This is a genomic window from Pedococcus sp. P2_E2, from assembly GCF_056403955.1.
The window spans coordinates 14,151-39,686 of record NZ_JBFUEM010000008.1 but is presented as its reverse complement, the minus strand read 5'-3'; the positions used below and the strand labels follow the sequence as shown (position 1 = coordinate 39,686).

The following is a 25,536-nucleotide window of genomic DNA, read 5'->3' as shown; positions in this document are numbered from 1 at the left end:
CTACGGAAGCCGGGCGGACGGCCGCTCGGCGGCCAGGCGCACTCGGTCGACGGCAGCCACGACGGCGGCGGGATGGGTCAGGGGAACCATGTGAGCGGCGCCGTGAATTGTGCTCAGACCTCCGTTGGACGCGCGCCGCAGAACCGATGACCACTCGTGCGAGGCGATTCGGTCCTTGTCCCCGCGCACGACCTCCACCGGCAGATCCAGCCCGCTCAGTGCGTGGTCCGTGCGAAAGCGTCGCAGCGAATCCATCCCCCGGAGCATGCTGAGGATCCCGGTATGCCGGTACTGCGGGGCGAGCACACGGGCTTCACCCGGGCGTTCGTGAATGGCGGTGCGGCCCCATTGGGCCAGCATCCTCGGCCAGGTGTGGGCCGCGGGATCGGTCACCGCGCCCGCGAGGACGAGTCCCACGACGTCGTCAGTGTGGCGGGCCGCTTCGACCACGACGGGGCAGCTGGCCGAGTGACCTACCAGGATGGTCGACGCACCTCTCGGCAGTCTGTGCAGAAGGCGCTCGGCCTGAAGTTCGACTGAAACCCCGGTGCCGCGCGGCACGGGTTGCCCCATGGAGGGCAGCAGGACGACGGTGCTCTGCCCGCGCAGCTCGTGGCGGACCCGCTGCCAGGATCTGCGGTCCAGACCCAGTCCGGGGACGAAGACCACGATGGGGCTCGACCCTTGGGTCGTGGCCTCGCTCACAGGACGGTCTGCAGGACCTTGGTCAGGATGTCCACCTGCACCGTCGCTCCCGCCGGCAGGTCGACGACCTCGCCGTCGATCTGCAGCGGTAGCGGGGTCACCGTCGTGAACGAGTAGCTGCGAACGCTGGGCTGCTTGCCCAGGCCGATGGTGCTCGCCTTGATGGCCATCGCGAGGATCCGCAGCTTCGACGTGTGCCGGAGGGTGATGACCTCGAACAGTCCGTCGTCGGGCTTGCCCTCGTCTTCGGCCAGCGTGGCAACCTTCGCCATCTGCGCGATGTTGGCGAAGACGAGGCTGTCGAACTGTTGGCGGGTGCCGTCCTCGATCTCGATCTCGAACGGGCGGAACTTCGCGAACGTCCGCACGACGGTGACCATCTCGCGCAACGAACCCTTGCCTCCCTTTTCGAGGTCGACCGCAACCACGGGTGTCAGGCCCAGGCCGATGTACGAGTGCGCGTAGCGCACCACCTCGTCGGCCGCGCCCCCCGCCGTGAAGCGGAGGAGGTCGATCCGGCTCACGGAGCCATCGGCGATGGCCTCGGCGATCGGACGCTCCTTGGTCGTGCGGCGGTGGTCGTTGGCGTTTCCTGCTGCCAGCACCGCCGCGAAGGCACGGTCGTTGTCGGCTTGCATGACGCCGTTGACGACCTCGTTGTAGCCGCCGTCACCGCTGACGGACACGACCAGTGGCGCCCCCACCTCTGCGGCCTCCCGCGACAGCTCGACGGCGTGGCCCGCGTGCTGGGTGGGAAGCAGCTCGACGGCAAGCGTCGGCACGCGCTCGGCGAGGTCCTCACGCAGTTCCTCGGCCAGCTCCTTGGCCTCTCCGGTGCTGTGTGGGTTGAAGATCAGGACGACGCGGTCGAAGGAGGGCACGTGGTCAGAGTAGGGGTGTCGACGACCTTCACGACGCCATGTGGGCTGGTGGCGTACCGCCAGCGTCCTCGTCGGCCCGCCGAACGGGAGGGGTCAGACCGAGGACAGCATCGATCTGGGTGTCCGTGAGCCGCCCGGGAAACTCACAGACGGCCGCCATCAGGTCAGCCAAGAGCTCGATCTCCGAGCGCAGCACTGCGTCCGTCATCTCCGAGTCGTCGGGGCGGTCGACCATCTCCCGACACTAGGGCGACCCGACGCCGGGGTCGTACGTCATTCACATGCGTGCGGAGTACGCCTTTCGAGCGTCATCACATCGAGCTATGGCTGCCCTAGACACCCCGCGAAGGTGTCGCTCGAGACTTCCGCCGAGATGGGCTTGACGCGCGAGCGGCCATTCGTATTATTTGGCCGAAGGTCAAGAAGTGGCCTCTCTGAACTCGTGGTTGCTGTCCCACGGCGGTCTCTGGCGATGGAGGGTCTGATGTCATTTCTCGCGTCCCTGACGGACGAACCTGCACTGTTCTTCGAGTACGACGCCACCGCAGACCGGTGGACCTGCTCAACCGATCTCCGGGAGCTGTACGGCATCCCGCTCGGGCAGGACCCGACAACGGACCTGATGCTCGAACGCGTCGTCGAGCAGGACCGAACCGTTGTCCTGGAACGGTTCCATGAGGTGCTGACCCGCGCGCGCCCGTTCTCCCTGGAGTACCGGCTCGTCGACCCGGCCGGCCGCACCCGACGCCTGGTCCTGGTGGGCCAGAGCGAGGATGCCGGCGGGGAGGTCAAACGACTGTCGGGGTTCATCGTCGACATCACCCAGTCCCTCCGTGAGGGAGCCGCGGAAGCAGTGCTGGCCTCGACCGAGCACCGCGCCGCGATCGAGCAGGCCAAGGGTGCCCTCATGCTCAGCTTCGGCATCGGGGAGGACGCGGCCTTCGAGATGCTGCGCACCTACTCCAACCAGCACAACACCAAGCTGGTGCGCGTGGCGGAGTACATCATCGCCGGGCTGGCCGATCCCGCCTTCGCCCGCGAGGAGCCGGTCCGCTGCCTGCTCGACATCCTGCTCAGCCTCGAGAGCGGCGCAGCCGAGGACGCCCAGGACTCGGCCTGACGGGCCCGGGCCGGCCGTCAGCCTCCCCCGCCGCCATCGCCCCCTCCTCCGGCTCCGCCTCCGCCGAAGCCCATGCCGGCACCATTGTCGGCGTTCAGGTGGTTCTGCCTCGCGAGGTTCCAGCGGCCGCTGTCGGGATTGAAGCCGGCCTCGGCCCAAGCCCCCTCCTCCTCGGGCTCCGGGTCGGCGCCGTCCCAGGCGGCATACCTCCCGAACAGCCCGAAGCAGGCCTCGGTGTGGATCACGGCCTGTGAGAGAGCCAGCAAGGTTGCCGGCTCGCAGGACGACAGGAAGGCGTTCGGCGAGCGCCGCTCCCCGAGCACGATGAGGTGCGCGATCTGGGCGGCGTCGCCCGGTTGGAGCCGCTGACCCGCGACCAGCCCACGCTGGACGGCCGTCAGGATGACCCGGCGGTTGTCCTCGCCGAGCCGGGAAAGCGCTTCGGTGTGCGCCACCTCCACCGCGTCAGGCGAGGCTTCCCGCAAGAGGAAGCGGTACTGGCGGACCACGGGGTCCTCGTCGTTGGCGTCTCGCGGTTCCTGCTGCCTGCGGCCGATTCGGACCATGGTCGATGGTAGGACGCGCGGAACCAAGCCACCACTGGGAAAGCACGCCCACGGCATACGCGCCAGTGCCACTAGGCGAGCTGGTCGCGGCGGCGGGTGAGGTAGGCGGTCTCGGCCGTGTTGCCGGCCAGCTCGAGCGCGGCGTCGTAGGCGGCGCGGGACTCTTGGCTGCGGCCCAGCCGACGCAGCAGGTCGGCCCGCGTCGCGTGGTAGGCGTGGTAGCCCGACAACGCTCCCTCCAGGCGGTCGACGAGGGCCAACGCCACGTCCGGCCCGTCGAGCTCGGCTACCGCGATGGCGCGGTTGAGGGCGACGACCGGTGAGGGGTCGAGGCGGACGAGCTGGTCGTAGAGTGCGACGACCTGGGACCAGTCGGTGTCGCGCACGTCGCGGGCGGAGGTGTGCACGGCGTTGACCGCTGCGAGGAGCTGGTACCGCCCCGGAGCCACGCCCGTGGCCAGCCGCTCGCGCACCAGCCGATGACCCTCGGCGACCAGCGCCGCGTCCCAGCGCCCACGGTCCTGCTCGTCGAGGGTGACCAGCTCGCCGGTCGGGGACACGCGGGCGGTGCGGCGGGCCTCGATGAGGAGCATCAGCGCCAGCAGCCCGGCCACCTCACCGTCCTGCGGCAGCAGGGCCCGGATCAGGCGGGTGAGCCGGATCGCCTCGGCGGTCAGGTCGTGACGGAGGGGATCGGTGTCAGGACCGGTCGCCAGGTAGCCCTCGTTGAAGACGAGGAACAGGACGGCCAGGACGCCTGAGACCCGGGCGGGCAGGTCGTCCGCGGACGGCACCCGGTACGGGATGCGGGCCGCCTTGATCTTGGCCTTGGCGCGGGTGATCCGCTGCCCCATGGTGGTCTCCTGCACGAGGAAGGCCCGGGCGATCTCGGGCACGGTCAGGCCGCCGACCATCCGCAGGGTCAGCGCGACGCGCGACTCCATCGCGAGCGCCGGGTGGCAGCACGTGAAGAGCAGTCGCAGCCGATCGTCGTCGATGGCTCCGAGAGGCTCCGGCGGGTCGTCGTCGTACACCAACTGGGCCTCCTTCTGCTTGCCGTCCCGCTTGTTCTCGCGCCGGATCCGGTCGATGGCCTTGTGGTTCGCGGTGGTGGTCAGCCACGCGCCCGGATTGGGAGGTATGCCGTGTGCCGGCCACCGCTCGACCGCCGTGGCGAACGCCTCGGCCGCCGCCTCCTCGGCGATGTCGAGGTCGCCGAAGCGCCTCGTGAGCGAGGCGACGACCCGCGCCCACTCCTCGTGGTGGGCCCGGGTGATCGCCGGCGCTACGTCATCCACGCTCACCGGAACGGCACCTCCTCACCCCTACTACGAACGCGTGGGCCCCGATCCGACACTGCTCAGGGACGATTTCCTGAGGGCACCCTTCAGCTCCGCAGGATCTTGTCCATCGCCTTGCCCTTGGCGAGCTCGTCCACGAGCTTGTCGAGGTAGCGGATCTTCTGCATCAACGGATCGTCGATCTGTTCGACGCGCACCCCACACACCACGCCGGTGATCGACGAGGCCCGCGGGTTCAGCCGTGCCTGGGCGAAGAACTCCTCGAACGTCGTCCCGTCGGCCAGCCGTCCCTTGAGCTCCGACTCGTCGAAGCCGGTCAGCCACTCGATCACCTGATCCAGCTCGGCGTTGGTCCGGCCCTTCTTCTCCACCTTGGTCACGTAGTGCGGGTACACCGAGGAGACACTGACGGAGAAGATCCGGCTCATCCCGTGAGCGTACTTGCTTGCCCCCAAACGCGTTCGGCGATGAAGGCGAACGGTCAGCGGTTGTAGACGTCGAGCCCGAACCGGTTGAGGCCGCTCTGTGCCGCATAGCCGAGGCGGGCCTGGCCGAACAGGTCCTCGATGCTCGCGAGCATCGAGTAGTGGTTGTACGGCGTGCTGCTGAGGCTGCCGGGGCGCACGAACGGTGACAGGGCGAGGGCGCCAACGCGACCGCCGCCCATCCCGGTGATGCCGGGCAGCGGGCTGTTCGGCCCGGGCCCCTCGCCACAGCACGCGGTGGCATCGCTCTGGGGACCGTCGGACTCGTCGAACGTGATAAGCAGGAGGCCATCCGTCTTGAACGCGGGGGCGTTGAGGATGCTCGGCACGGTCGCCTTTAGCCACGCGTCGGCTGAGGCCAAGCCGCCGGGCTGCCCGTCGACGCAGGGCGTGTCGTGCCCGTCGTGACACAGGTTGGGCGTGATGTAGGTCAGGTTCGGCGTGGTCGCCGTCGCGGCAAGGTCGGAGTCGAGCGCTCCGGCGTCGACGACGTGGGCGGCGCAGTAGGCCGGGTCGTCGATGACGGAGTGGAAGTACACGAACGGGTTGTGGCGCGCCGCGTACTGGTCGCCGACCTCCGCCTTCTGGGTGTCGTCGGGGGCGCCCACCGCGGGGTGTCGGCAAGGAGTGCCCATGTCCTCCATGTACCCGCGCCAGGTCAGACCGGCGGCGTCGAGCTGGCCCTGCAGGGTGGGCACGGTCCTGGGGTAGACGCACCCGTCCCCGATGTACTGACCGGGTGCCGCTGTGCCCGCGCCGGCGAAGTCGCTGAACACCTGGCAGTCGCCCTGCGTCTGCGGATTGGGCCCCTGCCCGCTGACCTGCGCGATGTAGTTCGGCAGGCTGTTGTGCGCGGTGCCGTAGTACTGGGTGAGCAGGTTCCCCTGCGCCCGCAACGTCTGCGACAGATAAGGCGCCGCCGACCCGGGACCCCAGGTCTCGTCATACCCCTTGTTCTCGAGGTTGATGACGAAGACGTGCTTGACCGCAGGCAGGTATGCCGCGGGCCTGGGTGCGCGCGCGGGCGCGGCTGACGCGCCCAGCGAGATCGCTGTCGTGGCAACGATGCCGACGAGTACGGCAGTCACGGCGGCGGCGAGGCGGGTGCCAGCAGCTCGGGGACGAATAGCCCGCGACGGGCGGTGGCCGAAGGTGCGGGGGCGGGTCATCACAGGCTCCATCCATGGGTGTTGGCAAGGTCCTTGAGCGCGTGCCAGTCCTCGTAGTCGGCCGTTCCTGCCGGCGGGCACGGCGTGCCGACGAACGGGGGGACGGCGTATCGCGGGACGTCGGTGTTCGGGGCGTTGGTGAAGTCGAGCACCTCGGCGAGGTTGCGGGCAGCAGCGTCACGCGGGGTCAGTGCAGGCAGTCCCCATCGCCACTCGATCATCTTCAGGACAGAGGTGTGGTCGTAGACGTCCTTGGCGACGTGGCCGCGGCGGGCACGTGGGGAGACGACCAGGCACGGCACCCGGAAGCCGCGCATGCCCCATTCGGGGTGCGCGTCGGGTGCGCTGGTGGGGGCGACATGGTCGTAGAAGCCGCCCCACTCGTCGTAGTTGACGACCAACACGGTCTTGTCCCAGCCGGGGCCGGAGGTGACCGCGTCGTAGACCTGGTCGAGGAAGTGCTGGCCCGCGCGGATGTCGGCGTGGGGGTGGTCGTCGGCGCTGGAACCCGTGCCCTCGTCGAGGAACTTCGGGTCGACGAAACTCACGGCCGGCAGGGTCCCGGCTGCCGCATCGGCCAGGAACTGCGGATAGGGCTTGGAGATGTCGAGGTACTTGCTGCCCCAGAGGGCGGTGAACGGGGTGTCGTAGAAGTAGTACGTGCCCTTCACTCCGGCCTCGGCGAGTCGGTCCCAGATGGTCGGCATCGTCGCGACGTCGGTCGAGTTGTGGATGCGATCGGTCTGGGCGGCGTGCTGGTAGAACCGGTTCGGGTAGGTCTCGGCGAGGATGGCGGAGAAGTAGTTGTCACACACGGTCCAGTCGCGTGCTGCCTGGCCGTAGAACGCGAGGTCGGCGTCGGTGTAGTAGCCGATGGCGAACGTGTCGTTGTCGCCCGCCTTGAGCCAGCCGTCGCAGCGGCCGTTGTTGTACTCGACGCGACCACCTTCGAAGGAGTGGTCGGGGTCGGGGTGCGCGCACCCCTGGTAGTCGGTCAGGTGGTGGGTGTTGTGCGGCACGCCGTAGCGGTCGGTGAAGGTCAGTCCGGCCTGCTTGCCACGCGCCCCCGGCAGCCACCCGAGGTAGTGGTCGAACGACCGGTTCTCCATCATGACGACGACCACGTGCTCGATGCCGCTGCGGTTCGGGTCGGGCAGGACCGTGGCGGCCGCAGCCGCGGATGCGTTGTCGGGCAGGCCGAGTGCGGCCCCGCCCAACGCGGCGCCCGCGCCCGCGAGGAGGTGTCTGCGTGTGATGCTCATGCCCCGACAACGCCATGCGGCGGAGGTGGTCACGGGCATGGTGGCCCTGTTCACCGGACGTTCACCGAACAGAAAAGACCCCCGGGACCGGAGTCACGGGGGCCTTCTTCTGGGTGGTGCCGCTGAGCCTCCTATCGGAATCGAACCGATGACCTATTCATTACGAGTGAATCGCTCTGGCCGACTGAGCTAAGGAGGCGGGTGCCCGAAGGCACGGACGATGAGTATACGGATGACCCAGCAGATTTCCGAACCGGCCGAACGACCGCCCGACAGCGCCTCCTGGGGTGATCGCCGACCGGCCTGCCGAACCCACCCGAGCCGCGCGCGGAACCCGGCCACGCGGCATACCGTCCCATCGCCATGAGCACCCAGCCGATGTCCCGTGGAGCGGTCGCCGTCGCGGCCGCGGTGTTGCTGGGAGGCGCCTTCTGGGTCGGCTCCCACTCCGGTCGCGAAGCCTCCGCCGCGACCCTCGTCACCTACCCCAGCCCGACCAGCCCCGGCACCACCGGCACCGCTGTCGGCAGTCCCGGCATCACCGTCACCGGCACGGCCCAGGTCGCCGGCAAGCCGGACACCCTGCGCCTCGACCTCAGTGTCCAGACCCGTGGGGCCACCGTCGGCAAGGCGCTTGACGCCGCCAACTCCCTCACCGCCCGCGTCCAGTCCTCGCTCACCCGCAACGGCGTTGCCGGCAAGGATATCCAGACGTCCAACCTGCAGGTCCAGCCCGAGTACTCCTACCCCGTGAACGGCACCCCGGTCATCAAGGGCTACGTCGTCAGCGAAGGCGTCACCGCCACCCTCCGGAACCTCGGCAAGGCCGGCAACGCCATCACCGCAGCGGTCACCGCCGGGGGAAATGCGGTGCAGGTCAACGGAATCAGCCTCGACCTCGAGGACAACGGCAAGCTCCTCACCGCCGCCCGCGACCAGGCGGTCGCGAACGCGAAGACCAAGGCCGAGCAGTACGCCAAGGCCTCCGGCCGCGGCCTCGGCGCCGTCGTGAGCATCACCGAGACCGTGGCAGACCCTCCCCCGGTCAACTACGACATGCGCTCCGCCGCGGTCGCCAAGGACTCGTCGTCGCCGGTCCCGATCCAGGTCGGCAGTGAGAAGGTCGGCGTGACCGTCACCGTGGTCTACGCCTTCCGCTGACAGTTGCCGTCGGTATGCCGGGTCAGCACCTGGTGTTGTCGGCCGGGACCTTGCCCTTCGTGTAGTAGTTGTTGACCGCGTTGTCGATGCACTTGTTGGACCGCGTGTAGGCGGTGTGCCCGTCACCGTCGAACGTCAGCAGCCGCGCGTTCGCGAGCTGGTCGCGCTCGCGCACAGCCCATTCGTACGGCGTCGCCGGGTCACGGGTCGTGCCGATCACGACGATGGGTCCGCTGCCCTCGGCGCTGATCTTGTGGGGCACCTGGCCCGTCTTGACCGGCCACTGGGTGCAGATCGCCGCGCCCCAGGCGAGGGCCGGGCCGAAGACGGGGGCCTTGACTCTCGCCTTCGCGACGATGCCCTCGTAGTACGCGGGGTCGGGGCTGCCGGGGTTGTCGAGGCAGCTGATGGAGTAGAAGGCCTCGAGCAGGTTCTCGACGTACCTGCCCTTGGCGGTGCGTCGCGCGTACTGGTCGGAGATCAGCATCAGCTTGGTGCCGTCGTCCTTGGCCACGACCTGGCGCAGCGCCTCGGTGAGCGCCTTCCACGACCGTGGGTCGTACATCGCCTGGGCGACGCCGAGGGTGGCCCACCCCTCGGTGAGCTGGGACTCACGTCCGTCCCGCATGGGGACCGGTGACGCGTCGAGCCGGGCGAGCAGGTCCCCCATACCTGTCATGACCGCGGACTCGCTGTCGCCCAGGGGGCAGGTGCCCTTGGCGACGCAGTACCTCGCCCAGGCGTGCGCCGCGCGCTCGAAGCCCTCCGCCTGACCGACGGCCGACTCCTCCCAGGTCAGGTCGGGAGGGAGGACACCGTCGAGGACGAACCGGCCGACCAGCGACGGGAACAGCCCTGCGTACACAGCGCCCAGCTGCGTGCCGTAGGACTTGCCGAGGTAGTTGAGCTTCACGTCACCGAGGGCCGACCTCAGGATGTCCATGTCCTTGGCGGTGTCCACCGTGGAGATGTGACCGAGCAGCGGCCCGGTCCGGGCGAGGCAGCTGTCGCCGAGGTCCTTCATCGACGCGAGGTAGGTCTGCACCTCGGCGGGGTCGTCGGGGGTGGGGTCCTGTGCCAGGAAGTCGTCCATCTCGGCATCGCCCAGGCAGTCCACCGGGCTGCTCCGCTGGACCCCGCGAGGGTCGAAGCCCACGATGTCGAACCGCTGGCGCACCGGCTTGCCCACGATGGTGTCCGCGGCGGCGGCGTAGTCGATACCGGACCCCCCGGGCCCGCCCGGGTTGACCACCAGGGACCCCAGCCGTTGCCCCTTCTTGGTGGCGCGCACCCGCAGCACCCGGATGGTGATCGTCTCGCCGTCCGGCTGGGCGTAGTCCAGGGGAACGGTCAGCCCGGCGCACTGCCCGGGACCGCACTTCTTCCAGGCCAGTGTCTGCCCGTAGAACTTCGCGAGCGCCTCCGACCCGGGCGGGGCGGTGCGCGCGGCCTTCGGCACCGGTGTGGACGCCTCGCTGGAACCGCCGCCCAGCACCGAGCAGCCGGACAGGCCGACGGCCAGCGCGGCAGCAGCACCCACCAGGACCTGCGCCTTCACCTTCATGCAGTCGACCGTATCCCGAGCAGCTGGGGCCGACTCACCGCGGCACCCGGAGCGAGATGGCCATGGCCTCCAGCGCCAGCAGCGGGGCAACGTTGAGGCCGATCCGCTCGCGGGCCGTGCCGATGGCGTCCATCGCCTGGAGCAGCTGCTCGGCGCTCATCGAGCGGGCCACCCCCTGGACGATGGGCAGGCTGTCCTGGTTGACCAGCCCGAGGGCTGCTCCGCTGTGCAGGATGAGGGCGTCGCGATAGACCGACAACAGGTCGACGAGCGACCGGTCGAGGACGTCGCGCGAGTGCCGGGTGGCCCGCGCCTTCTGCTCCTTCTCGAGGCCGGAGAGCTGGCTGCGGATGTGGGGTGGCTGCGTGCGGGCCGACGGGTCCGCTCCCAGCACCTCCATCAGCCGCTGCCGCTCCGCCGAGTCGCGCTCCGCCGCAGCCGCGCTGGACTCCTCGTCGGCGATCGAGGCGAGGTCGGCGGCAGCACCGATCGCGTCTCCGACGCCGTGGATCCGCCCCGCCAGGCTGATCACGTCGCGGCGCCTGATCCGCGCGCCCTCGTCGCGGGCCAGCCGCCGGGCGAGCCCCACGTGGCTCTGTGCCGCCCGCGCGGCATACATCGCCATCGGCATCTCGACGCCGTCGCGGCGGTGCAGCAGCTCGGCGACCGCCTCGGCAGGCGGGGTGCGCAACCGGACGTGCCGCGAGCGCGAGCGGATGGTGATGACGACGTCCTCCAGCGAGGGAGCGCACAGGATCCACACCGTGCGGGCCACTGGCTCCTCGATCGCCTTGAGCAGGGCGTCGGCGGCGCGCTCGGTCAGACGGTCGGCGTCCTCGACGATGATGACCCGCCACGGGCCGACCGACGGCCGTAGCGCCGACATCGCAGCGAGCTCGCGAGCCTGCTCCACCTTGATCGAAAGTCCTTCAGTGGCAATGACATCCACGTCGGCATGGGTGCCGTCGACCGCTGTGCGGCACTCGCGGCACTCGCCGCAGCCGTGCTGGGGGCACTCGAGCGCGGCGGCGAACGCCCGGGCCGCCACCGATCGCCCGGACCCGGGTGGCCCGGTGAGCAGCCAGGCGTGCGTCATGGCGCTGGGGTCGGTGACCGCCCGCTGCAGGGTCGCGACCGCCGTGGCCTGCCCGATGACGTCGCGCCACACGGTCACGGCAGTGCTCCCATCGTCTGGAGCCGCTCCACGACCTGGGCATGGATCGCGTCGGGGGCCAGCGTCCCGTCGACGACGAGGTAGCGCTCGGGGTTGCCCTGTGCCATGGCCAGGTAGTGCGCGCGGATCGCCTGGTGGAAGGCGTCCGCCTCGGCCTCGAGCCGGTCGTGGACGTCGCCACGGCGGCGGCGACCCTCCTCGGCCGACACGTCGACGACGACGGTCAGGTCGGGCACCAGGTGGTCGACCGCCCACATGTTGAGGTCGTGGATCTCCTCCGCCCCGAGGTCTCGCCCCGCGCCCTGGTAGGCCACGGCCGAGTCGGTGTAGCGGTCGGTCAGCACCACCTCGCCACGGTCGAGTGCCGGCCGGATGAGCTGGTCGACGTGGTGGGCCTTGTCCGCCGCGAACAGCAGCGCCTCGGCCCGTGGCGCCACATGGGCGCCGTGCAGCACCAGGTCGCGGATCTCCCGGCCCAGGTCGGTGCCACCGGGCTGGCGGGTGACCGTCACCGTGCGCCCGGCGGTCTCGAGGGCCTCGCGGAGCAGGGCCACCTGGGTGGACTTGCCCGCGCCGTCGCCGCCCTCGAAGGCGATGAAGAGTCCGTCGGTCACGGGCCGAGCCTAGGCCAGCGGGGGGACACACCCCGCCCGCGGAGGTATGCCGCGCGGCCGGGTGACCACGCGGCATACCTCGTGCTCGGGATGGGTGGCCCCCCGTCAGCCCTCGTCGTCGAGGTGCTCGCGCGCCCAGAGGGCGGCGCTCGTGCGATCGAGCACGCCGATCTGGCGGAACACGCGTCCCAGGTGGGCCTTCACCGTGCGCTCGGTGATGCCCAGGGCTCGCGCGACCTGCTTGTTCGCGAGGCCGTCGGCGACCAGGCGGAGCACCTGCTGTTCGCGACGGCTCAGCCCGTCCGCCGGACGCGCCCCCGGCGCCGGTAGCAGGACCTTGGCAACCCGGGGGTCCAGGGGGGCGTGACCGGCCGCGGCGGCACGGACCGCCGCGAGGAGATCGGCTGGTTCGCAGTCCTTCAGCTGGTAGCCCACCGCCCCCGCGTCGAGCGCCTCACTCACCCGTCGCCGGTCGGAGAACGACGTCAGGACGACGACCTTCGCGTCGGGGACCGCCGCCAACACCTCCCGGGTCGCGGCAACACCGTCCATGACGGGCATCGACAGATCCATGAGCACGACGTCCGGAAGCGTCTCGACGGCGACTTCCCTGGCCGCGCGACCGTCGGCAGCCTGGCCCACCACCGTGAGGTCGTCACTGGCCTCGAGGAGAGCCGCGAGCCCAGTGCGCACCATCGCGTGGTCGTCGACCACCACGACCCGGATCACGGGGTCTGCTCCGGTTGCACCACGAGCCGCCAGTGCGTCCCGGCACCGGGGCGCGACGCCACCTGGAGCACCGCGCCGGCGTCGCTCGCGAGGTCGGCCAGCACGCGCAGCCCGAAGTGCCCCTGGTCAGGGGCCTCGAGCCTGGACGTCTCGAAGCCGGGCCCGTCGTCGAGCACGTCGAGCACGACCGAGCCGTCCTCACGGCCGAGCCGGATCGTCGCGGTGCCCGGGGCTGCGTGCTTGGCGCTGTTGCGCAGGCACTCCTGGGCAACCCGGTGGACGAGTCGTTCCTGGTCCTGGGTCAGCCCGAGGTCGTCGGCCCCTTCGACATCGACGTGCACCGTCAGGCCACGGGCGGCGCCGGACTGGGCCAGGTCGACCAGTGCCGTGGCCAGCCCGGCGCTGGCGAGGCTCGGCGGGTAGATGTCGACCAGGAGCGTCCGGAGCGTCCGGATGTTGCCACGCACCGAGGCGGCCAGGCCTCGGAGGTCGTCGGCCATCCGCGGCTGCCCGGACGACTCGGCCTTGGCAGCCGAACCCGCGGCGACGAACGCCGATCCCACGAGGTCCTGGACCGGGCCGTCGTGCAGGGTGCCGGCGATCCGGCGACGTTCGGCGTCGGACGCCTCCAGAGTGCGTTCGAGCAACCGCTCGCGGTGGCGCTGCGCCTCACTGAGGCGACGCAGCAGCCGCCAGAGGATCGGAGCCGTCAGGACCACGAGCAGCAGCAGGCTGCTGACGGTCACCCCGGCGAACCCGCGCCAGAGCTGGCTGCTGCGCTGCCTGACGGAGTCATACGGCGAGTAGGTCTCGAAGAGGAGCTCACGCCCACTGGGAGTCCATACGGGTCGGTAGACCTCCAGGGCGCGCCCGCCGGTCTCGAACTCGTTCTCGGTCGAGTCCAGCTCCGACACCTCGGCCTTGGTCTGCGGCTGCGAGAGGGCCACCCGTTGGTCCTCGCTGAGCGCGAAGGTGCGACCCACCAGCTGGGGCTCGTCCGCATAGAGGACCTTGCCCTCGGGAGACCAGAGCTTCACCCGCATGATGCGAGGACCCAGCACCCGCTCACGGATGGCGGCGTCCATGGCGGCCACGGCGGCGGGGTCGCCGTCCGCCAGGGCGTCGGTCAGCGAGGGGGTGATGACGGCCTCGGCGAGGACGTCGGCAATGGTGGCGGCGTCGGTGACCGCCTCGCGCTCGGCGAGTCGCTGGGCGGCCCACGACCCCAGGAGCCCGACGACCAACAGCACCACCGCGAGGCCGCCCACGACCTGGGTGAGGACCCTGCGCGGGCTGACCGGCGACTGCGCCGCCGCGGTGTCGCTGCGGCGGGAGACCGTCACCCAGGGAGCAGCATCGGTCGCCTCGACGCGCAGGGGCTGCGTCGGGGCGACCGAAGAGGTGCGTTGGTCCACTCAGTCGTCGCTTCCGTGGCCGCCGTGGTCGTCCGAACCACCGTCGTCGGAACCGGAGGGGCCGGAGCCGGACTGGCCCGAACCGCTGGAGCCGGAGCCGGAACCGCTGCTGCCGGAGGAACCGGAGCCGGAGGAACCGGAGCCGGAGGAACCGGAGGAACCGGAACCGCTGGAGGCGGACCCCGGACCAGAGTTGTCGACCGAGCTCGAGCCCGAACCCGACCCACCCGAACCGGAGTCGCGGTCGTCGCCTGGCTCGGTGCGCTGGTCGCGCGGGATGTCGCCACCGCGGTCGTCGCCGGCCTCGGTCGTCCGCGTCCCGCTCGAGGTGGCGGTCCCGGTAGAGGTGGCCGAGCGGTCGTCGCGGTCGTCGCCAGGCTCGGTGCGCTGGTCGCGCGGGGTGTCGCCACCGCGGTCGTCAGCCGTGGTGGCCCCGGTCGTCGGCGTGACCACCTGTGCGCTCGCAGGGACGCGCACCGGCACGGCCTGCGAGAACGACGCGTTCCCCCAGAGCCCGACCGCGGCAGGGACGAGGGCGGCCAGCAGGGCGGCCAGGGTGATGGTCGTGCGCTTCATGGCGGATCCTTCCGTACTGGATTGTGACGGATCCACAGTGCGGCCGCGTCGTGGTCGCGCGGTATTGGGCGATGGTCGTAGTACCTCATCGGCGCGCTCGGTCCTCGTCCGCTGCCGGCCGCGACGACGAGCTGGACGCGGCCCACTCTGCCGCGGTCACGGCATACACGTAGTCGTCCATCCGGGGGCGCCCGTCGCCGTCACTGCCCGCGCGCCTTTCGGCCACGCGCCGCAGCCCGACCTTCTCCAGCACCCGTTGCGAGGCGCGGTGCGGGACGAACACGTCGGCCTGGACCATCGCCACCCCCACGTGGGCGAAGCACAGGCGGACCAGCGCCTCGGCGACCTCGGTCGCCAGCCCCCGCCCGGCCCAGTCGGGGTGGACCGTGTAGCCGAGGACCGCCACCCACATGCCGTTGTCGTCGGGTTCGAGCCGGATCATCGCGTCGCCCACCACCGCGCCCTCCACCTCGATGACGAGGCCGAGGAGCGGCTCCGGGTGGCCCGGCTGGCTCCGCGCCATGTCGCCGGCGATGCGCTCGGCCACCTCGGCGCGGTCGAGCGGCCCACGGCTGATGAACTCGGCCACCTCTGGAAGCGACCGGTGCCTGAGCACCCCGTCGACGTCATCAGCGCTGACCGGTCGCAGGGAGGCACGGCGGGTGCGTACCGGCCAGGGCACGGTGCTGAAGTCCACTGCCGACCTGCTCATCGTCCGAGGGTAGCCAGCAGGGTCGGCGTTGCTGCACCTGAAATCCCGCCCCAACAACCGGCTCAGGCGGTGGGCTGCTCCTGCCGGTCGGCGTTGGCGTAGATCGCGTCACGGACGTAGTGCGCCATCCCCGGCCGGATCTCGTCGTACGTCGCCGTGAACCGTGGGTCGCTGGTGTACATATCGGCCAGGTTGCGGTGGAACTGCGGCGGGCAGTCGTAGAAGCGCTCGTTGATGTTGAGCCGGTGGGCCTCGGCGGCGTCCATCGCCGCCACGCTCGTTGGCGGCTCCCCCGCGTCCATCGCGTCGGTGAACCCCTTGTGCAGGGCGTCGCTCTCGGCCTTGACCGCCTCCCAGTCGGCCTTGGTGTAGCTCTTCGTGCGCCGCTGCGACTGCTGCCACGCGTCGCTGTCGCCCCAACGTTGCTCCGCTTCGGCCTGGGCGTCCTCGAAGCCTTCGCCGAAGAGCTCCTTCAGGTCCTCTGCCGTGGCGTGTTCGTCGTTCATCTCTCTCTCCAGTGCTCGGTCGATGGCCGTGACGAGGTCGCTCATCTCGTCGAGCCGTTGCTGGACCGCCGCGCGTTGGCGACGCAGGTGCTGCTCGACGCTCTCGGGGTGGTCCAGGAGGAGCGCGATCTCCTCGAGGGCGAACCCCAGGCGGCGGTAGACCACCACGTGCTGCAGGCGCGTGAGGTCGTCAGCCGTGTAGAGCCGGTAGCCCGCCGACGATCGCTCGCTCGGCCGCAGGAGCCCGATCTCGTCGTAGTGGTGCAACGTGCGCACCGTCACGTCGAGCTGCTCGGCCACCTGCCCCACCGTGAGTGGCTGCGCCTTGGTCGTGCGATCGGTCATGCGCACCACTGTGACGCCTCACGCCGCGTGAGGGTCAAGTCCCCCTGCGCGGGGGCGGGGTCAGGAGTCCCTGGCGTGGCGGCGCTTGCGGAGCCAGGAGCTCAGGCCGTTGCGAGCGGTGCCCCAGATGCCGTGGCGGAACGCCAGCACGATGATGACGAAGATCGCGCCGGTGACGATCCCGATGCCGTTGAAGCCCGACGACGCCAGCTGGTCCTCGAGGGTGACGACCAGGGCGGCGCCGACCACTGCGCCCCACAGCGTGCCGATCCCGCCGAGCACGGTGATGAGCACGACCTTGCCGGACGTGGTCCAGATCAGCTCCTGGAGCGAGGCGAACCCGTGGCTGATCGAGAACACCCCGCCCGCCAGACCCGCGAGCCCGGCCGACAGCACGAACGCCATGATCTTGTAGCGCTCCACGTCGTAGCCCAGCGCCCTGGCCCGCGCCGGGTTGTCCCGGATCGCGACGAGCACCCGGCCGAACGGGCTGTTGACCGTGCGCCAGGCGATGAAGACGCCGAGCAGGATGATCGGCAGCGCCGCGTAGTAGAAGTAGAACGAGTCGGCGTTGATGGTGTCGGTCAGCGGGCCGAGGTTCTTGGGGATCCCCTGCAGGCCGTTCTCGCCACCGGTCACCGAGCGCCACTGGTTGGCGATGAAGTAGATCATCTGCGCGAACGCCAGGGTCACCATCGCGAAGTAGATGCCGGTCCGCTTGACCGACAGATAGCCGATCGGCACGGCCAGCACCATCGCCACGACGGCGCCGCCCAGGATCGCAACGGGGAAGGGCAACCCGACATGGCTGGCGATCAGGCCCGTCGTGTATGCCGACGTGCCCCAGAACGCGGCGTGGCCGAACGACAGCAGGCCGGTGTAGCCCAGCAACAGGTCGACCGAGATCGCGAACAGCGCCCAGGCCGCGATGTCCATCGCCACGGGCGGGTAGATGAACCACGGCAGGGCGAGCGTCACCAGCAGCCCGACGCCCAGCATCACCCAGCGCACGAGGGGGCGTTGAGCGGCCACCACCGGCCCGGCGGGCAGCTCGACGTCGACCTTGTTCTCGAGCTGGGCACTCATGACGCAGCCTCCTCGCGGCCGAACAGGCCCGAGGGCCGGACCAGCACCACCACCGCCATGAGCATGAAGATGAAGACCTGGCTGAACCGGCCGGCATACCCCTGGCCGTAGGCCTCGACGAGACCCACCAGGAAGCCGGCCACGACGGCGCCCAGGATCGAGCCGAGCCCGCCGATCACGACGACTGCGAACAGGATGATGATGAAGAAGCTGCCCATGTCGGCATTCACCGAGCCCGTGGGGGCGCGCAGCACACCGGCGAGGCCCGCCAGGGCGATGCCGAACCCGAATACCGGTGTCACCCAACGACTCACGTTGATGCCGAGGGCTCGCGACCGCTCGGCATCCTCTGTTGAGGCGCGCACGATCATGCCCACGCGGGTCTTGGTCAGGACCAGCCAGACGCCGAGGCAGACGACGATCGAGAAGACCGCCGCGAACACCTGGTAGGTCGACAGCGAGACCGCACCCATGGTGATCCGTCCCCCGAGGCCGGCAGGGAGCGGGTAGGGCAGCCCCGACACGCCGTACTTCTTCTTGACCACGTCGACCAGCAGCAGGGTCAGGCCGAAGGTCAGCAGGAAGTTGTAGAGCGGGTCGAGCCGCAGCAGCCACTGGACCAGCAGGCGTTCCATGAGCACGCCGAACAGGAACATCGCGATCGTCATGATCGGCAGTGCCCACCAGAAGCCCAGACCGGTCGAGTCGAGCAGGACGGCGGCCCCCACCGCGCCGAGCATGTAGCAGGCGCCGTGGCTGAAGTTGACCACCCCGAGGACACCGAAGATCACGGCCAGTCCGAGCGCGGCCAGCGCGTAGAAGCCGCCGAGGGCCAGGCCCTGGAGCGTGTACTGGATGAAGGCACTCATGCGCGTCTTCCCGTGGTTGTCGGGGTGGGGAGGAGGTATGCCGCCCGCTCGAGACGAGCGGGCGGCATACCTCCCGCTGTGGTGACTCAGTCGTGGTGACCGAGGGTCACATCGTGCACTCGGTGGAGGCGGGCCCGTAGGCGTCGGCCGCGGGGATGGTCTTGACGACCTCCTCGTAGTCCCAGTCCTCCTTGACCTGGTCCTTGCTCTTGACCTTCACGAGGTAGGAGTCGTGGATCACGTTGTGGTCCGCGGCCCGGACCTCGCCGTTGCGCAGGAACAGGTCGTCGATCTTCTTGCCCTCGAGCTGCTTCACGACGGCGTCGGAGCTGTCGGTCCCCGCCGCCTGGATCGCCTCGAGGTAGTTGAGGGCCGCGGAGTAGTTGCCCGCGTGCGCGAACGAGGGACGGGTGTTGGTCTTGGTCTTGAACTTGTCGGCCCAGGCCTTGTTCTTGGCGTCGAAGTTCCAGTACCAGGCGTCCGTGAACGTCGTGTTCTTGAACGCGTCGACACCGAGGGAGTGGATGTCGGTGATGAACATCAGGCCGACGGCCAGCTGCGCCTTCTCCTGCATGCCGGCTTGGTTGTACTGCTTGACGAAGTTCACCAGGTCTCCACCGGCGGCCATGATCCCGACGACATCGGGCTTGGACGATGCCGCCTTGGTGATGAAGGTGGCGAAGTTCTCGTTCGGGAACGGCGTCGCGATCGACTGCTGCACGGTCCCACCCGCCCCCTTGACGGAAGCAGTGAACGACTTGGTCATGTCCTGGCCGAAGGCGTAGTCGGGGTAGACGATCGACCAGTTCTTGCCGCCACCTTCGACGACCGCGCTGCCGGTGCCGCGGGCCAGCATGGCCGTGTCGTAGGCCCAGTGGAACGTGTACTTGTTGCAGGACTTGCCAGTCAGGGCAGTGCTGCCGGCGCCGATGTCGATGAACAGCTTCTTCTTCGCCTTGGCCTGGGTGGCGACGGCGAGCGCCGCCGACGAGGTCGGCACGTCGAGGATGATGTCGGCCTTGTCGCGGTCGTACATCTCCTGGGCCTTGGTGTTGGCGATGTCGGGCTTGTTCTGGTGGTCAGCCGCGACGATCTCGATGTTCTTGGCCACCGCCTTGTCGCCGTACTTGGCCTTGTAGTCGTCGACCGCCATCTGGATCGCGATCTTGGAGTTGGGGCCGGACAGGTCCTTGTAGACGCCGGACTGGTCGTTGAGCAGACCGATGACGACCTTGTCGTCACTGATCTTTCCGCCGGCGGAGCTGGGGCCGCCGGCCCCGCCACAGGCGGCGAGAACGAGGCTGCCGGTGACAGCGATGGCCATGAAGGCCATGGACTGTCTGGTCTTGGTGCGCTGCATGTTCCCCTCCTGGGGTCCTTGTACGGGTGTCTGTCTCTTGCTGGTGGGAGCGGGTGGTGGGAGCGGGTGGGGCGGTGCGGTTGGTGGGAGCGGAGCTCACATGCCGAGGTACTCGAGCAGCTCGGAGGTGCGGGACTGGAACGAGTCGTTGTCGAGCGACTCCACGACCCGTCCCTGGGCCAGCAGGTAGTGGCGGTCGGCGACCGTCGAGGCGAACGTGACGTTCTGCTCGACGAGGAGCACGGAGACGCCCTGGTCCTTGATCTGGCGGATGATGTCGCCGATCTGCTGGACGATCACGGGCGCCAGGCCCTCGGACGGCTCGTCCAGCAGGAGCAGGCGGGAGCCGGTGCGCAGCACTCGGGCGATGGCCAGCATCTGTTGCTCGCCACCGGACAGCTTGGTGCCGGGGAAGTCCCGCCGCTCCTGGAGCACGGGGAACTGCTCGTAGACCTGCTCGAGGCTCCAGGCGTCTGCCTTGCTGGTGATCGGCGGCAGCAGCAGGTTCTCCTGCACCGACAACGTGGCATAGATGCCCCGGTCGTCGGGCACCCAGCCGATGCCGGCCTTGGCCCGCTTGTCGGCGCTGGACCTGCCGAGCGCCTGGCCGGCCCACGAGACGGTGCCCTCGACCTGCCGGTGCAGACCCATCACGGAGCGCAGCAACGTGGTCTTCCCTGCGCCGTTGCGGCCCACGAGGGTCACGACCTCTCCCGGGGCCACGCGCAGGTCGACGTCGGAGAGCACGCGAGCCTCGCCGTACCACGCCGACAGCCCGTCGATCTCGAGGACCTCACCAGCCATCGGGGTCACCCTGCCTGTCCGAGGTAGGCGGTGATGACGCGCTCGTCGTGGCGCACCTGGTCGTAGCTGCCCTCGGCCAGCACCTGCCCGGCCTGCAGCACCGTCACCGTGTCGGCCAACGACCCCACCACGTGCATGTTGTGGTCGACGAGGACGACGGTCCGTCCCTCGGCGACCTGCTTGACGAGGGCGATGGTGCGATCGACGTCCTCGAGGCCCATCCCGGCTGTCGGCTCGTCGAGCAGCAGCAGCTGGGGATCCAGGGCCAGGGCCAGGGCGAGCTCGAGGGCCCGCTTCTGCCCGTATGCCAGTGACCCCGCGGCGGCACCGGAGCGGTCGGCCAGGCCGACCTGCCCGAGCAGGTCCATGGCGCGGTCGCGGAACTGGCGCATCTGCGAGGACGACCGCCAGAACCGGTAGCCGAGCCCGGTGGGCGACGCGAGGGCGAGCTCGACGTGGTCGACGGCGCTCATCTGGTCGAACAGGCTGGTGATCTGGAACGAGCGCGCGATGCCGAGGTGGGCGATCTGCTCGGGCTGGCGGCCGGTGATGTCGTCGCCGCGGAAGAGGATCTGCCCCGAGGTCGGCGCGAGGAAGCCGGTGAGCAGGTTGAACAGCGTGGTCTTGCCCGCACCGTTGGGCCCGACGAGGGCGTGGACAGTGCCTTCGGTGACGCTGAGGCTCACGTCGGAGACAGCGCGGAAACCGCGGAACTCCTTGGTCAGGGCGCGGGTCTGGAGCAGGGCTCCATCCGTGTCCGTGGTGGCGTCGCGGGGCACCGGCACCTCCTCGTGCGGCTCGGTGCGACGGTGCGGAGCCGTCGCGTTCTGCAGAACCCTAGGCGCGCGCCGTGACGCCTGATATGGCCGGGTTCGCCACACAACCCTGACAGAACATGTCCTCCGCACACATCAGGCGCGTGTCACGATTTCACCCGTTTTCCTCTGGTTGGGTACGTCAGTGCCAGCGGTCGGGGTGGATGTCGCCGGGGATGTCGGCCGCCGGGTCGTAGGGCGTCCGGCTGAAGCGGAACGACCCCAGGTCGAGGTGGCTGGGCCGGCCGTCCGCGCCGCGGACGACCACGAGCGGCTCACCCTCGTGGTAGCCGTCGAGGCCCACCCACCCGGTCTCCGTGGGCCGGAACCGGGAGCCGCGGTTGGCGCCCGGCTCCCCCAGGACGAGGTGCCCGTCGGCCGACAGGCGCAGGTCGTATGCCGTGGTGCCCCAGTACCAGTCACCGACCAGTTCCAGCCCGGAGGCCTGGTCCGCGTCGGCGGACCAGGGCTTGACCGGCAGGGGCTCGTGGTCGACGAGCAGGTCCAACAGGTCGTTGCCGAGGGCCATCCCCGACGTGGCGTTCGCGAAGACCACGCAGCCGTCGCCGGTGTCGCGGTTGACGCGGAGGCCGGCCAGGAAGCCGGGCATCGAACCGCCGTGACCGGCATACCGGACGCCGTCGAGGTTCCAGACCTGCCAACCCAGACCGTGCGCGCCCGTCCAGGCCTGGCCCGGGTTGTCGTTGACGGCGATGGGCAGGCACATCTCGTCGAGGGTCTGCGGGCTCAGGAGGCCGGCGGTGTCACCGGCCAGGAACGTGGCCCAGCGACTGAGGTCCGTCACGGTCGACCAGAGCTGCCCGGCAGGGGCCATCGAGCCCGCGTCGTGCTCAGGCTCGACGTGCAGCAGGTCGGCGAGCGGGTGGACCGCCCAGCCGGGCGCCGCGGGTGCGACGGGACGCATGGAGGTGCGAGACATGCCAAGCGGGTCAAGGAGATTCGTGCGGACGACGTCACCCCACGGCATGCCGCGGAGCCGCGCCACGAGCTCGCCGAGCACGGCATACCCGACGTTGGAGTAGTGGAACCGCGCACCCGGACGGAACCGCAGGGCCGGTCGGCTGGCCACCAGGTCGGACCAGCTGCCACCCGGCGTCCGCTCCCACCACGGTCCCGAGGTCTCGGCCTGCAGGCCAGACGTGTGCGAGAGCAGCTGGGCGATCGTGACGCCGCCGAAGGCGGTGTCGGCCGTCTCGGCGAGGTGGCCGCTGATCGCGTCGTTGAGCTCGAACCGTCCCTCGTCACGCAGGCGCAGCACCTCGACGCCGACGAACGTCTTGGTGATCGAGCCGATGCGGTACTGCGTGTCCGCGGTGGCGGGCTCACCGTCGGCGCGACCCGACAGCGTGCCCACGGCGCCCGACCACGCCAGCTCGCCACCGCGCACCAGGCCAGCACACACGGACGGCAGCCGCCTGTCGGACTGTTCGCGCGCCAGGCGCTGGTCCAGCTTTCGGGCGGTGGTCTGCTCGATCGGCATGGGCCCTAGGCCTTCTTGGCCGCTGACTTCGTGGCGGTCGACTTCTTGGCAGCCGTCTTCTTCGTGGCAGCCTTCTTGGTCGTCTTCTTCGCGGCCCGCTTGCGGGTGGTCGGCCCCTTGGCGCGCTTCTCGGCCAGCAGCTCCGCACCGCGCTCGGGGGTGATCGACTCGGGGTCGTCACCCTTGCGCAGCGTCGAGTTGGTCTCGCCGTCGGTGACGTAGGGCCCGAAGCGGCCATCCTTGACCACCATCAGCCTGCCCGACACCGGGTCGCTGCCGAGCTCCTTGAGGGGAGCCGTGGACGCGCGACCCCGCTGCTTGGGCTGGGCGTAGATCGCCAGCGCCTCCTCGAGGGTGATGTCGAAGAGCTGCTGCTCGGTGGCCAGCGAGCGGGAGTCGGTGTCCTTCTTGAGGTAGGGGCCGTAGCGGCCGTTCTGCGCCGTGATCTCGACCTCGGTGCCGTCCTCCTCCTTGGAGATCCCCACGACCCGGGGCAGGCTGAGCAGCTTGAGCGCGGTGTCGAGGTCGAGGGTCGCGAGGTCCATGTCCTTGAACAGGCTGGCGGTGCGCGGCTTGACCTTGGCCTTGCCCTTGAGGGCTGCGGTCTCCTCGTCCAGCACCTCGGTGACGTAGGGACCGTAGCGACCGGCCTTGGCGACGATGTCGCGGCCGTTGGTGGGGTCCTGACCCAGGACCTTGCCGTCGTCGGCGGACTGCTCGAGCAGCTCGCGTGCCTTGGCCGGCGTCATCTCGTCGGGAGCGATGTCGTCGTTGATGGTGGCGCGGCGCGGGGTGGTCGCCGCATCGTCGCTCATCTCACCGGTCGACAGGTCGACGCCCTGGGGCACGGTCTCCTCGACGTACGGCCCGTAGCGTCCGACCCGCACGACGATGCCCTCGCCGATCTCGATGGTGGAGATCGCACGCGCGTCGATCTCGCCGAGGTCCTCGACCAGGTGCTTGAGGCCCTGCCCGGAACCACCGACGAGGCCGCCGCCACTGCCGCCGACCGCCGGGACACCGAGGCCGTCACCACCGAAGTAGAACCGGTGCAGCCATCGTGCGCGCTGCTCGTCGCCACCAGCGATGCGGTCGAGGTCCTCCTCCATCGAGGCGGTGAAGTCGTAGTCCACCAGCTCGGTGAAGTGCTCCTCGAGCAACCGGGTCACGGCGAAGGCCAGCCAGGTCGGGATGAGGGCGTTTCCGCGGGTGTTGACGTAGCCACGGTCCTGGATGGTGCCCACGGTCGAGGCGTAGGTGGAGGGTCGACCGATCCCCTTCTCCTCCATGGCCTTCACCAGCGTTGCCTCGGTGTAGCGCGGGGGCGGGGACGTCTCGTGCCCGTCGGCCTCGGCGCGCAGCGTGGTGATCGCCACGCCTTCGCTGAGCTTGGGCAGGCGACGCTCCTCGTCGGCCTCCTGAGCCCTGCTGATCTGCTCCTCGTCACGACCCTCTTCGTAGGCCGCGAGGAACCCGCGGAAGGTGATGACCGTGCCCGAGGCGCTGAACTCCACGACGTGGCCGTCCTCGAGGGTCCCCCCGAGCTTGACCGTCGCGGTGGACCCGCGGGCGTCGGCCATCTGGGAGGCGACGGTGCGCTTCCAGATCAGCTCGTAGAGGGCGAACTCGTCGCCGCGGAGCTCGCCGGCGACCTGCGCCGGGGTGCGGAACCGGTCACCGGCGGGACGGATGGCCTCGTGCGCCTCCTGGGCGTTCTTGACCTTCTTCTCGTAGCGGCGAGGGGCGTCCGGGACGTACTCGGCGCCATACAGGTCCCGCGCCTGTTGGCGGGCCGCGGTGAGGGCGGCCTCCGACAGCGTGGTGCTGTCGGTGCGCATGTAGGTGATGTAGCCGTTCTCGTAGAGCCGCTGGGCGACGCGCATGGCGTTCTTGGAGGACAGGCGCAGCTTGCGCGAGGCCTCCTGCTGGAGGGTGCTGGTCGTGAAGGGTGCGGAGGGGCGCCGGGTGTACGGCTTCTCCTGGACGCTGGTGACCTTGACCTGGGCCGAGATCACCTGTCGCGCAATGGAGTTCGCGGTCTCCTCATCGAGGTGGACGACCCCCTTGGCCTTGAGGGACCCGTCGTCGGCGAAGTCGCGACCCGTGGCCACGCGCGCACCGTCGACCGCGCTGAGGCGGGCTCCGAACTGGTTGGACGTGCCGTCCGGGGTGAAGTCCCCCTCGACGTCCCAGTAGGACGCACGGACGAACGCCATCCGGTCGCGCTCGCGCTCGACCACCATGCGGGTGGCGACCGACTGGACGCGGCCGGCGGACAGGCCGGCCTTGACCTTGCGCCACAGGACCGGGCTGACCTCGTAGCCGTAGAGGCGGTCGAGGATGCGCCGGGTCTCCTGGGCGTCGACCATGGCGACGTCGAGGTCGCGGGTGCTGTTGGCGGCGCGCTGGATGGCTTCCTTGGTGATCTCGTGGAAGACCATGCGCTTGACCGGGACCTTGGGCTGGAGCACCTCGAGCAGGTGCCACGCGATGGCCTCGCCCTCGCGGTCCTCATCAGTGGCGAGGTAGAGCTCATCGGCGCCCTTGAGCAGTCGCTTGAGCTCGGAAACCTTCTTCTTCTTGTCGGCGTCGACGACGTAGTAGGCCTCGAAGCCGTTGTCGACGTCCACGCCGAACCGGCCGAAGGGGCCCTTCTTCATGTCGGCGGGCATCTCCGACGGGGTCGGGATGTCGCGGATGTGGCCGACCGACGCCTCGACGTCCCAGTCCTTGCCCAGGTAGCCGCCGATCGTCTTCGCCTTGGCCGGCGACTCGACGATGACGAGCTTGCGCCCCTCACTCATGGTTCAACCTCA

Annotated in this window: 25 protein-coding genes and 1 tRNA gene; 2 read left to right on the top strand and 24 right to left on the bottom strand. The window is 69.9% G+C overall.

Annotated features, from left to right (window positions below; all coding sequences use genetic code 11):
* Genes AC1DWR_RS17095 through AC1DWR_RS17085 form a run of 3 tightly spaced genes read right to left on the bottom strand, consistent with a single transcriptional unit; the run spans window position 1 to window position 1,821 of the window.
* Window positions 1-705 (bottom strand): alpha/beta fold hydrolase, encoded by a 705-nt coding sequence (locus AC1DWR_RS17095; RefSeq protein ID WP_477613847.1) that lies wholly within the window; start codon window positions 703-705, stop codon window positions 1-3.
* Window positions 702-1,586 (bottom strand): diacylglycerol/lipid kinase family protein, encoded by an 885-nt coding sequence (locus tag AC1DWR_RS17090; RefSeq protein ID WP_477613848.1) that lies wholly within the window; start codon window positions 1,584-1,586, stop codon window positions 702-704. The genes AC1DWR_RS17095 and AC1DWR_RS17090 overlap by 4 nt, the downstream gene beginning before the upstream one ends.
* A 28-nt stretch (window positions 1,587-1,614) precedes the next feature.
* The gene (locus tag AC1DWR_RS17085) at window positions 1,615-1,821 is read right to left on the bottom strand and encodes a hypothetical protein (RefSeq protein WP_477613849.1); all 207 of its coding nucleotides are present in this window, start codon (window positions 1,819-1,821) and stop codon (window positions 1,615-1,617) included.
* Between the two features lie 249 nt (window positions 1,822-2,070).
* On the opposite strand from AC1DWR_RS17085, the gene AC1DWR_RS17080 reads away from it, so the two are divergent.
* Entirely contained in the window at window positions 2,071-2,706 is a 636-nt protein-coding gene (locus tag AC1DWR_RS17080) for an ANTAR domain-containing protein (RefSeq protein WP_477624868.1), read from the top strand.
* 17 nt (window positions 2,707-2,723) lie between these two features.
* On the opposite strand, the gene AC1DWR_RS17075 is transcribed toward AC1DWR_RS17080, so the two are convergent.
* The 6 genes from AC1DWR_RS17075 to AC1DWR_RS17050 form a co-directional block, all read right to left on the bottom strand.
* Entirely contained in the window at window positions 2,724-3,272 is a 549-nt protein-coding gene (locus AC1DWR_RS17075) for a hypothetical protein (protein ID WP_477613851.1), read from the bottom strand.
* Window positions 3,273-3,343: 71 nt separating this feature from the next.
* Complete coding sequence (locus AC1DWR_RS17070) at window positions 3,344-4,576, bottom strand: RNA polymerase sigma factor (protein WP_477613852.1); 1,233 nt, start codon at window positions 4,574-4,576, stop codon at window positions 3,344-3,346.
* A gap of 83 nt (window positions 4,577-4,659) precedes the next feature.
* Window positions 4,660-5,001: a DUF2200 domain-containing protein gene (locus tag AC1DWR_RS17065; protein ID WP_477613853.1), complete on the bottom strand. Its 342-nt coding sequence runs from the start codon at window positions 4,999-5,001 to the stop codon at window positions 4,660-4,662.
* A gap of 53 nt (window positions 5,002-5,054) precedes the next feature.
* The gene (locus AC1DWR_RS17060) at window positions 5,055-6,227 is read right to left on the bottom strand and encodes an alkaline phosphatase family protein (RefSeq protein WP_477613854.1); all 1,173 of its coding nucleotides are present in this window, start codon (window positions 6,225-6,227) and stop codon (window positions 5,055-5,057) included.
* Window positions 6,227-7,489, bottom strand: coding sequence for an alkaline phosphatase family protein (locus AC1DWR_RS17055; RefSeq protein WP_477613855.1), 1,263 nt, complete (start codon window positions 7,487-7,489; stop codon window positions 6,227-6,229). Before AC1DWR_RS17055 ends, AC1DWR_RS17060 begins: the two co-directional genes overlap by 1 nt.
* Window positions 7,490-7,614: 125 nt before the next feature.
* Window positions 7,615-7,688 (bottom strand) — tRNA-Thr (locus tag AC1DWR_RS17050).
* A gap of 164 nt (window positions 7,689-7,852) precedes the next feature.
* Here AC1DWR_RS17050 and AC1DWR_RS17045 point away from each other — a divergent pair.
* Window positions 7,853-8,650, top strand: coding sequence for an SIMPL domain-containing protein (locus AC1DWR_RS17045; protein WP_477613856.1), 798 nt, complete (start codon window positions 7,853-7,855; stop codon window positions 8,648-8,650).
* Window positions 8,651-8,672: 22 nt separating this feature from the next.
* Here the strand turns inward: AC1DWR_RS17045 and AC1DWR_RS17040 are convergent, their stop codons facing one another.
* The 15 genes from AC1DWR_RS17040 to topA form a co-directional block, all read right to left on the bottom strand.
* Window positions 8,673-10,214 (bottom strand): alpha/beta hydrolase, encoded by a 1,542-nt coding sequence (locus AC1DWR_RS17040; protein WP_477613857.1) that lies wholly within the window; start codon window positions 10,212-10,214, stop codon window positions 8,673-8,675.
* A 34-nt stretch (window positions 10,215-10,248) separates the two neighbouring features.
* Complete coding sequence (locus AC1DWR_RS17035; protein WP_477613858.1) at window positions 10,249-11,388, bottom strand: DNA polymerase III subunit delta'; 1,140 nt, start codon at window positions 11,386-11,388, stop codon at window positions 10,249-10,251.
* A complete protein-coding gene (tmk, locus tag AC1DWR_RS17030) occupies window positions 11,385-12,002 on the bottom strand; it encodes a dTMP kinase (protein WP_477613859.1) in 618 nt (205 codons plus the stop codon). Before tmk ends, AC1DWR_RS17035 begins: the two co-directional genes overlap by 4 nt.
* A 105-nt stretch (window positions 12,003-12,107) precedes the next feature.
* Window positions 12,108-12,731, bottom strand: a complete 624-nt coding sequence (locus AC1DWR_RS17025; RefSeq protein ID WP_477613860.1) for a response regulator — start codon at window positions 12,729-12,731, stop codon at window positions 12,108-12,110.
* Window positions 12,728-14,146, bottom strand: a complete 1,419-nt coding sequence (locus AC1DWR_RS17020) for a sensor histidine kinase (RefSeq protein WP_477613861.1) — start codon at window positions 14,144-14,146, stop codon at window positions 12,728-12,730. Before AC1DWR_RS17020 ends, AC1DWR_RS17025 begins: the two co-directional genes overlap by 4 nt.
* A complete protein-coding gene (locus AC1DWR_RS17015) occupies window positions 14,147-14,722 on the bottom strand; it encodes a hypothetical protein (RefSeq protein ID WP_477613862.1) in 576 nt (191 codons plus the stop codon).
* An 85-nt stretch (window positions 14,723-14,807) separates the two neighbouring features.
* Window positions 14,808-15,434: a GNAT family N-acetyltransferase gene (locus AC1DWR_RS17010; protein ID WP_477613863.1), complete on the bottom strand. Its 627-nt coding sequence runs from the start codon at window positions 15,432-15,434 to the stop codon at window positions 14,808-14,810.
* Window positions 15,435-15,496: 62 nt separating this feature from the next.
* Window positions 15,497-16,285 (bottom strand): MerR family transcriptional regulator, encoded by a 789-nt coding sequence (locus AC1DWR_RS17005; protein WP_477613864.1) that lies wholly within the window; start codon window positions 16,283-16,285, stop codon window positions 15,497-15,499.
* Window positions 16,286-16,345: 60 nt separating this feature from the next.
* Window positions 16,346-17,371 carry a branched-chain amino acid ABC transporter permease gene (locus AC1DWR_RS17000; protein WP_477613865.1) on the bottom strand — a complete coding sequence of 342 codons (1,026 nt, stop codon included), beginning with the start codon at window positions 17,369-17,371 and terminating at the stop codon, window positions 16,346-16,348.
* Window positions 17,368-18,240: a branched-chain amino acid ABC transporter permease gene (locus AC1DWR_RS16995; protein WP_477613866.1), complete on the bottom strand. Its 873-nt coding sequence runs from the start codon at window positions 18,238-18,240 to the stop codon at window positions 17,368-17,370. The genes AC1DWR_RS17000 and AC1DWR_RS16995 overlap by 4 nt, the downstream gene beginning before the upstream one ends.
* Window positions 18,241-18,346: 106 nt before the next feature.
* Window positions 18,347-19,600 carry an ABC transporter substrate-binding protein gene (locus AC1DWR_RS16990; protein ID WP_477613867.1) on the bottom strand — a complete coding sequence of 418 codons (1,254 nt, stop codon included), beginning with the start codon at window positions 19,598-19,600 and terminating at the stop codon, window positions 18,347-18,349.
* 96 nt (window positions 19,601-19,696) lie between these two features.
* Window positions 19,697-20,404, bottom strand: a complete 708-nt coding sequence (locus AC1DWR_RS16985) for an ABC transporter ATP-binding protein (protein ID WP_477613868.1) — start codon at window positions 20,402-20,404, stop codon at window positions 19,697-19,699.
* 5 nt (window positions 20,405-20,409) lie between these two features.
* Entirely contained in the window at window positions 20,410-21,183 is a 774-nt protein-coding gene (locus AC1DWR_RS16980; protein ID WP_477613869.1) for an ABC transporter ATP-binding protein, read from the bottom strand.
* 178 nt (window positions 21,184-21,361) lie between these two features.
* Window positions 21,362-22,720, bottom strand: coding sequence for a serine hydrolase domain-containing protein (locus AC1DWR_RS16975; protein ID WP_477613870.1), 1,359 nt, complete (start codon window positions 22,718-22,720; stop codon window positions 21,362-21,364).
* 5 nt (window positions 22,721-22,725) lie between these two features.
* Window positions 22,726-25,524, bottom strand: a complete 2,799-nt coding sequence (gene topA / locus AC1DWR_RS16970) for a type I DNA topoisomerase (protein WP_477613871.1) — start codon at window positions 25,522-25,524, stop codon at window positions 22,726-22,728.
* Between the last annotated feature and the right edge of the window lie 12 nt (window positions 25,525-25,536).

Excerpts from the sequence above, each read along its gene's own strand:
- AC1DWR_RS17085 (WP_477613849.1), bottom strand. The coding sequence starts at position 1,821 with ATGGTCGACCGCCCCGACGACTCGGAGATGACGGACGCAGTGCTGCGC.
- AC1DWR_RS17080 (WP_477624868.1), top strand. The coding sequence starts at position 2,071 with ATGTCATTTCTCGCGTCCCTGACGGACGAACCTGCACTGTTCTTCGAG.
- AC1DWR_RS17075 (WP_477613851.1), bottom strand. The coding sequence starts at position 3,272 with ATGGTCCGAATCGGCCGCAGGCAGCAGGAACCGCGAGACGCCAACGAC.
- AC1DWR_RS17065 (WP_477613853.1), bottom strand. The coding sequence starts at position 5,001 with ATGAGCCGGATCTTCTCCGTCAGTGTCTCCTCGGTGTACCCGCACTAC.
- AC1DWR_RS17060 (WP_477613854.1), bottom strand. The coding sequence starts at position 6,227 with ATGACCCGCCCCCGCACCTTCGGCCACCGCCCGTCGCGGGCTATTCGT.
- AC1DWR_RS17055 (WP_477613855.1), bottom strand. The coding sequence starts at position 7,489 with ATGAGCATCACACGCAGACACCTCCTCGCGGGCGCGGGCGCCGCGTTG.
- AC1DWR_RS17045 (WP_477613856.1), top strand. The coding sequence starts at position 7,853 with ATGAGCACCCAGCCGATGTCCCGTGGAGCGGTCGCCGTCGCGGCCGCG.
- AC1DWR_RS17040 (WP_477613857.1), bottom strand. The coding sequence starts at position 10,214 with ATGAAGGTGAAGGCGCAGGTCCTGGTGGGTGCTGCTGCCGCGCTGGCC.
- AC1DWR_RS17015 (WP_477613862.1), bottom strand. The coding sequence starts at position 14,722 with ATGAAGCGCACGACCATCACCCTGGCCGCCCTGCTGGCCGCCCTCGTC.
- AC1DWR_RS17010 (WP_477613863.1), bottom strand. The coding sequence starts at position 15,434 with ATGAGCAGGTCGGCAGTGGACTTCAGCACCGTGCCCTGGCCGGTACGC.
- AC1DWR_RS17005 (WP_477613864.1), bottom strand. The coding sequence starts at position 16,285 with ATGACCGATCGCACGACCAAGGCGCAGCCACTCACGGTGGGGCAGGTG.
- AC1DWR_RS17000 (WP_477613865.1), bottom strand. The coding sequence starts at position 17,371 with ATGAGTGCCCAGCTCGAGAACAAGGTCGACGTCGAGCTGCCCGCCGGG.
- AC1DWR_RS16995 (WP_477613866.1), bottom strand. The coding sequence starts at position 18,240 with ATGAGTGCCTTCATCCAGTACACGCTCCAGGGCCTGGCCCTCGGCGGC.
- AC1DWR_RS16990 (WP_477613867.1), bottom strand. The coding sequence starts at position 19,600 with ATGCAGCGCACCAAGACCAGACAGTCCATGGCCTTCATGGCCATCGCT.
- AC1DWR_RS16985 (WP_477613868.1), bottom strand. The coding sequence starts at position 20,404 with ATGGCTGGTGAGGTCCTCGAGATCGACGGGCTGTCGGCGTGGTACGGC.
- AC1DWR_RS16975 (WP_477613870.1), bottom strand. The coding sequence starts at position 22,720 with ATGCCGATCGAGCAGACCACCGCCCGAAAGCTGGACCAGCGCCTGGCG.
- topA (WP_477613871.1), bottom strand. The coding sequence starts at position 25,524 with ATGAGTGAGGGGCGCAAGCTCGTCATCGTCGAGTCGCCGGCCAAGGCG.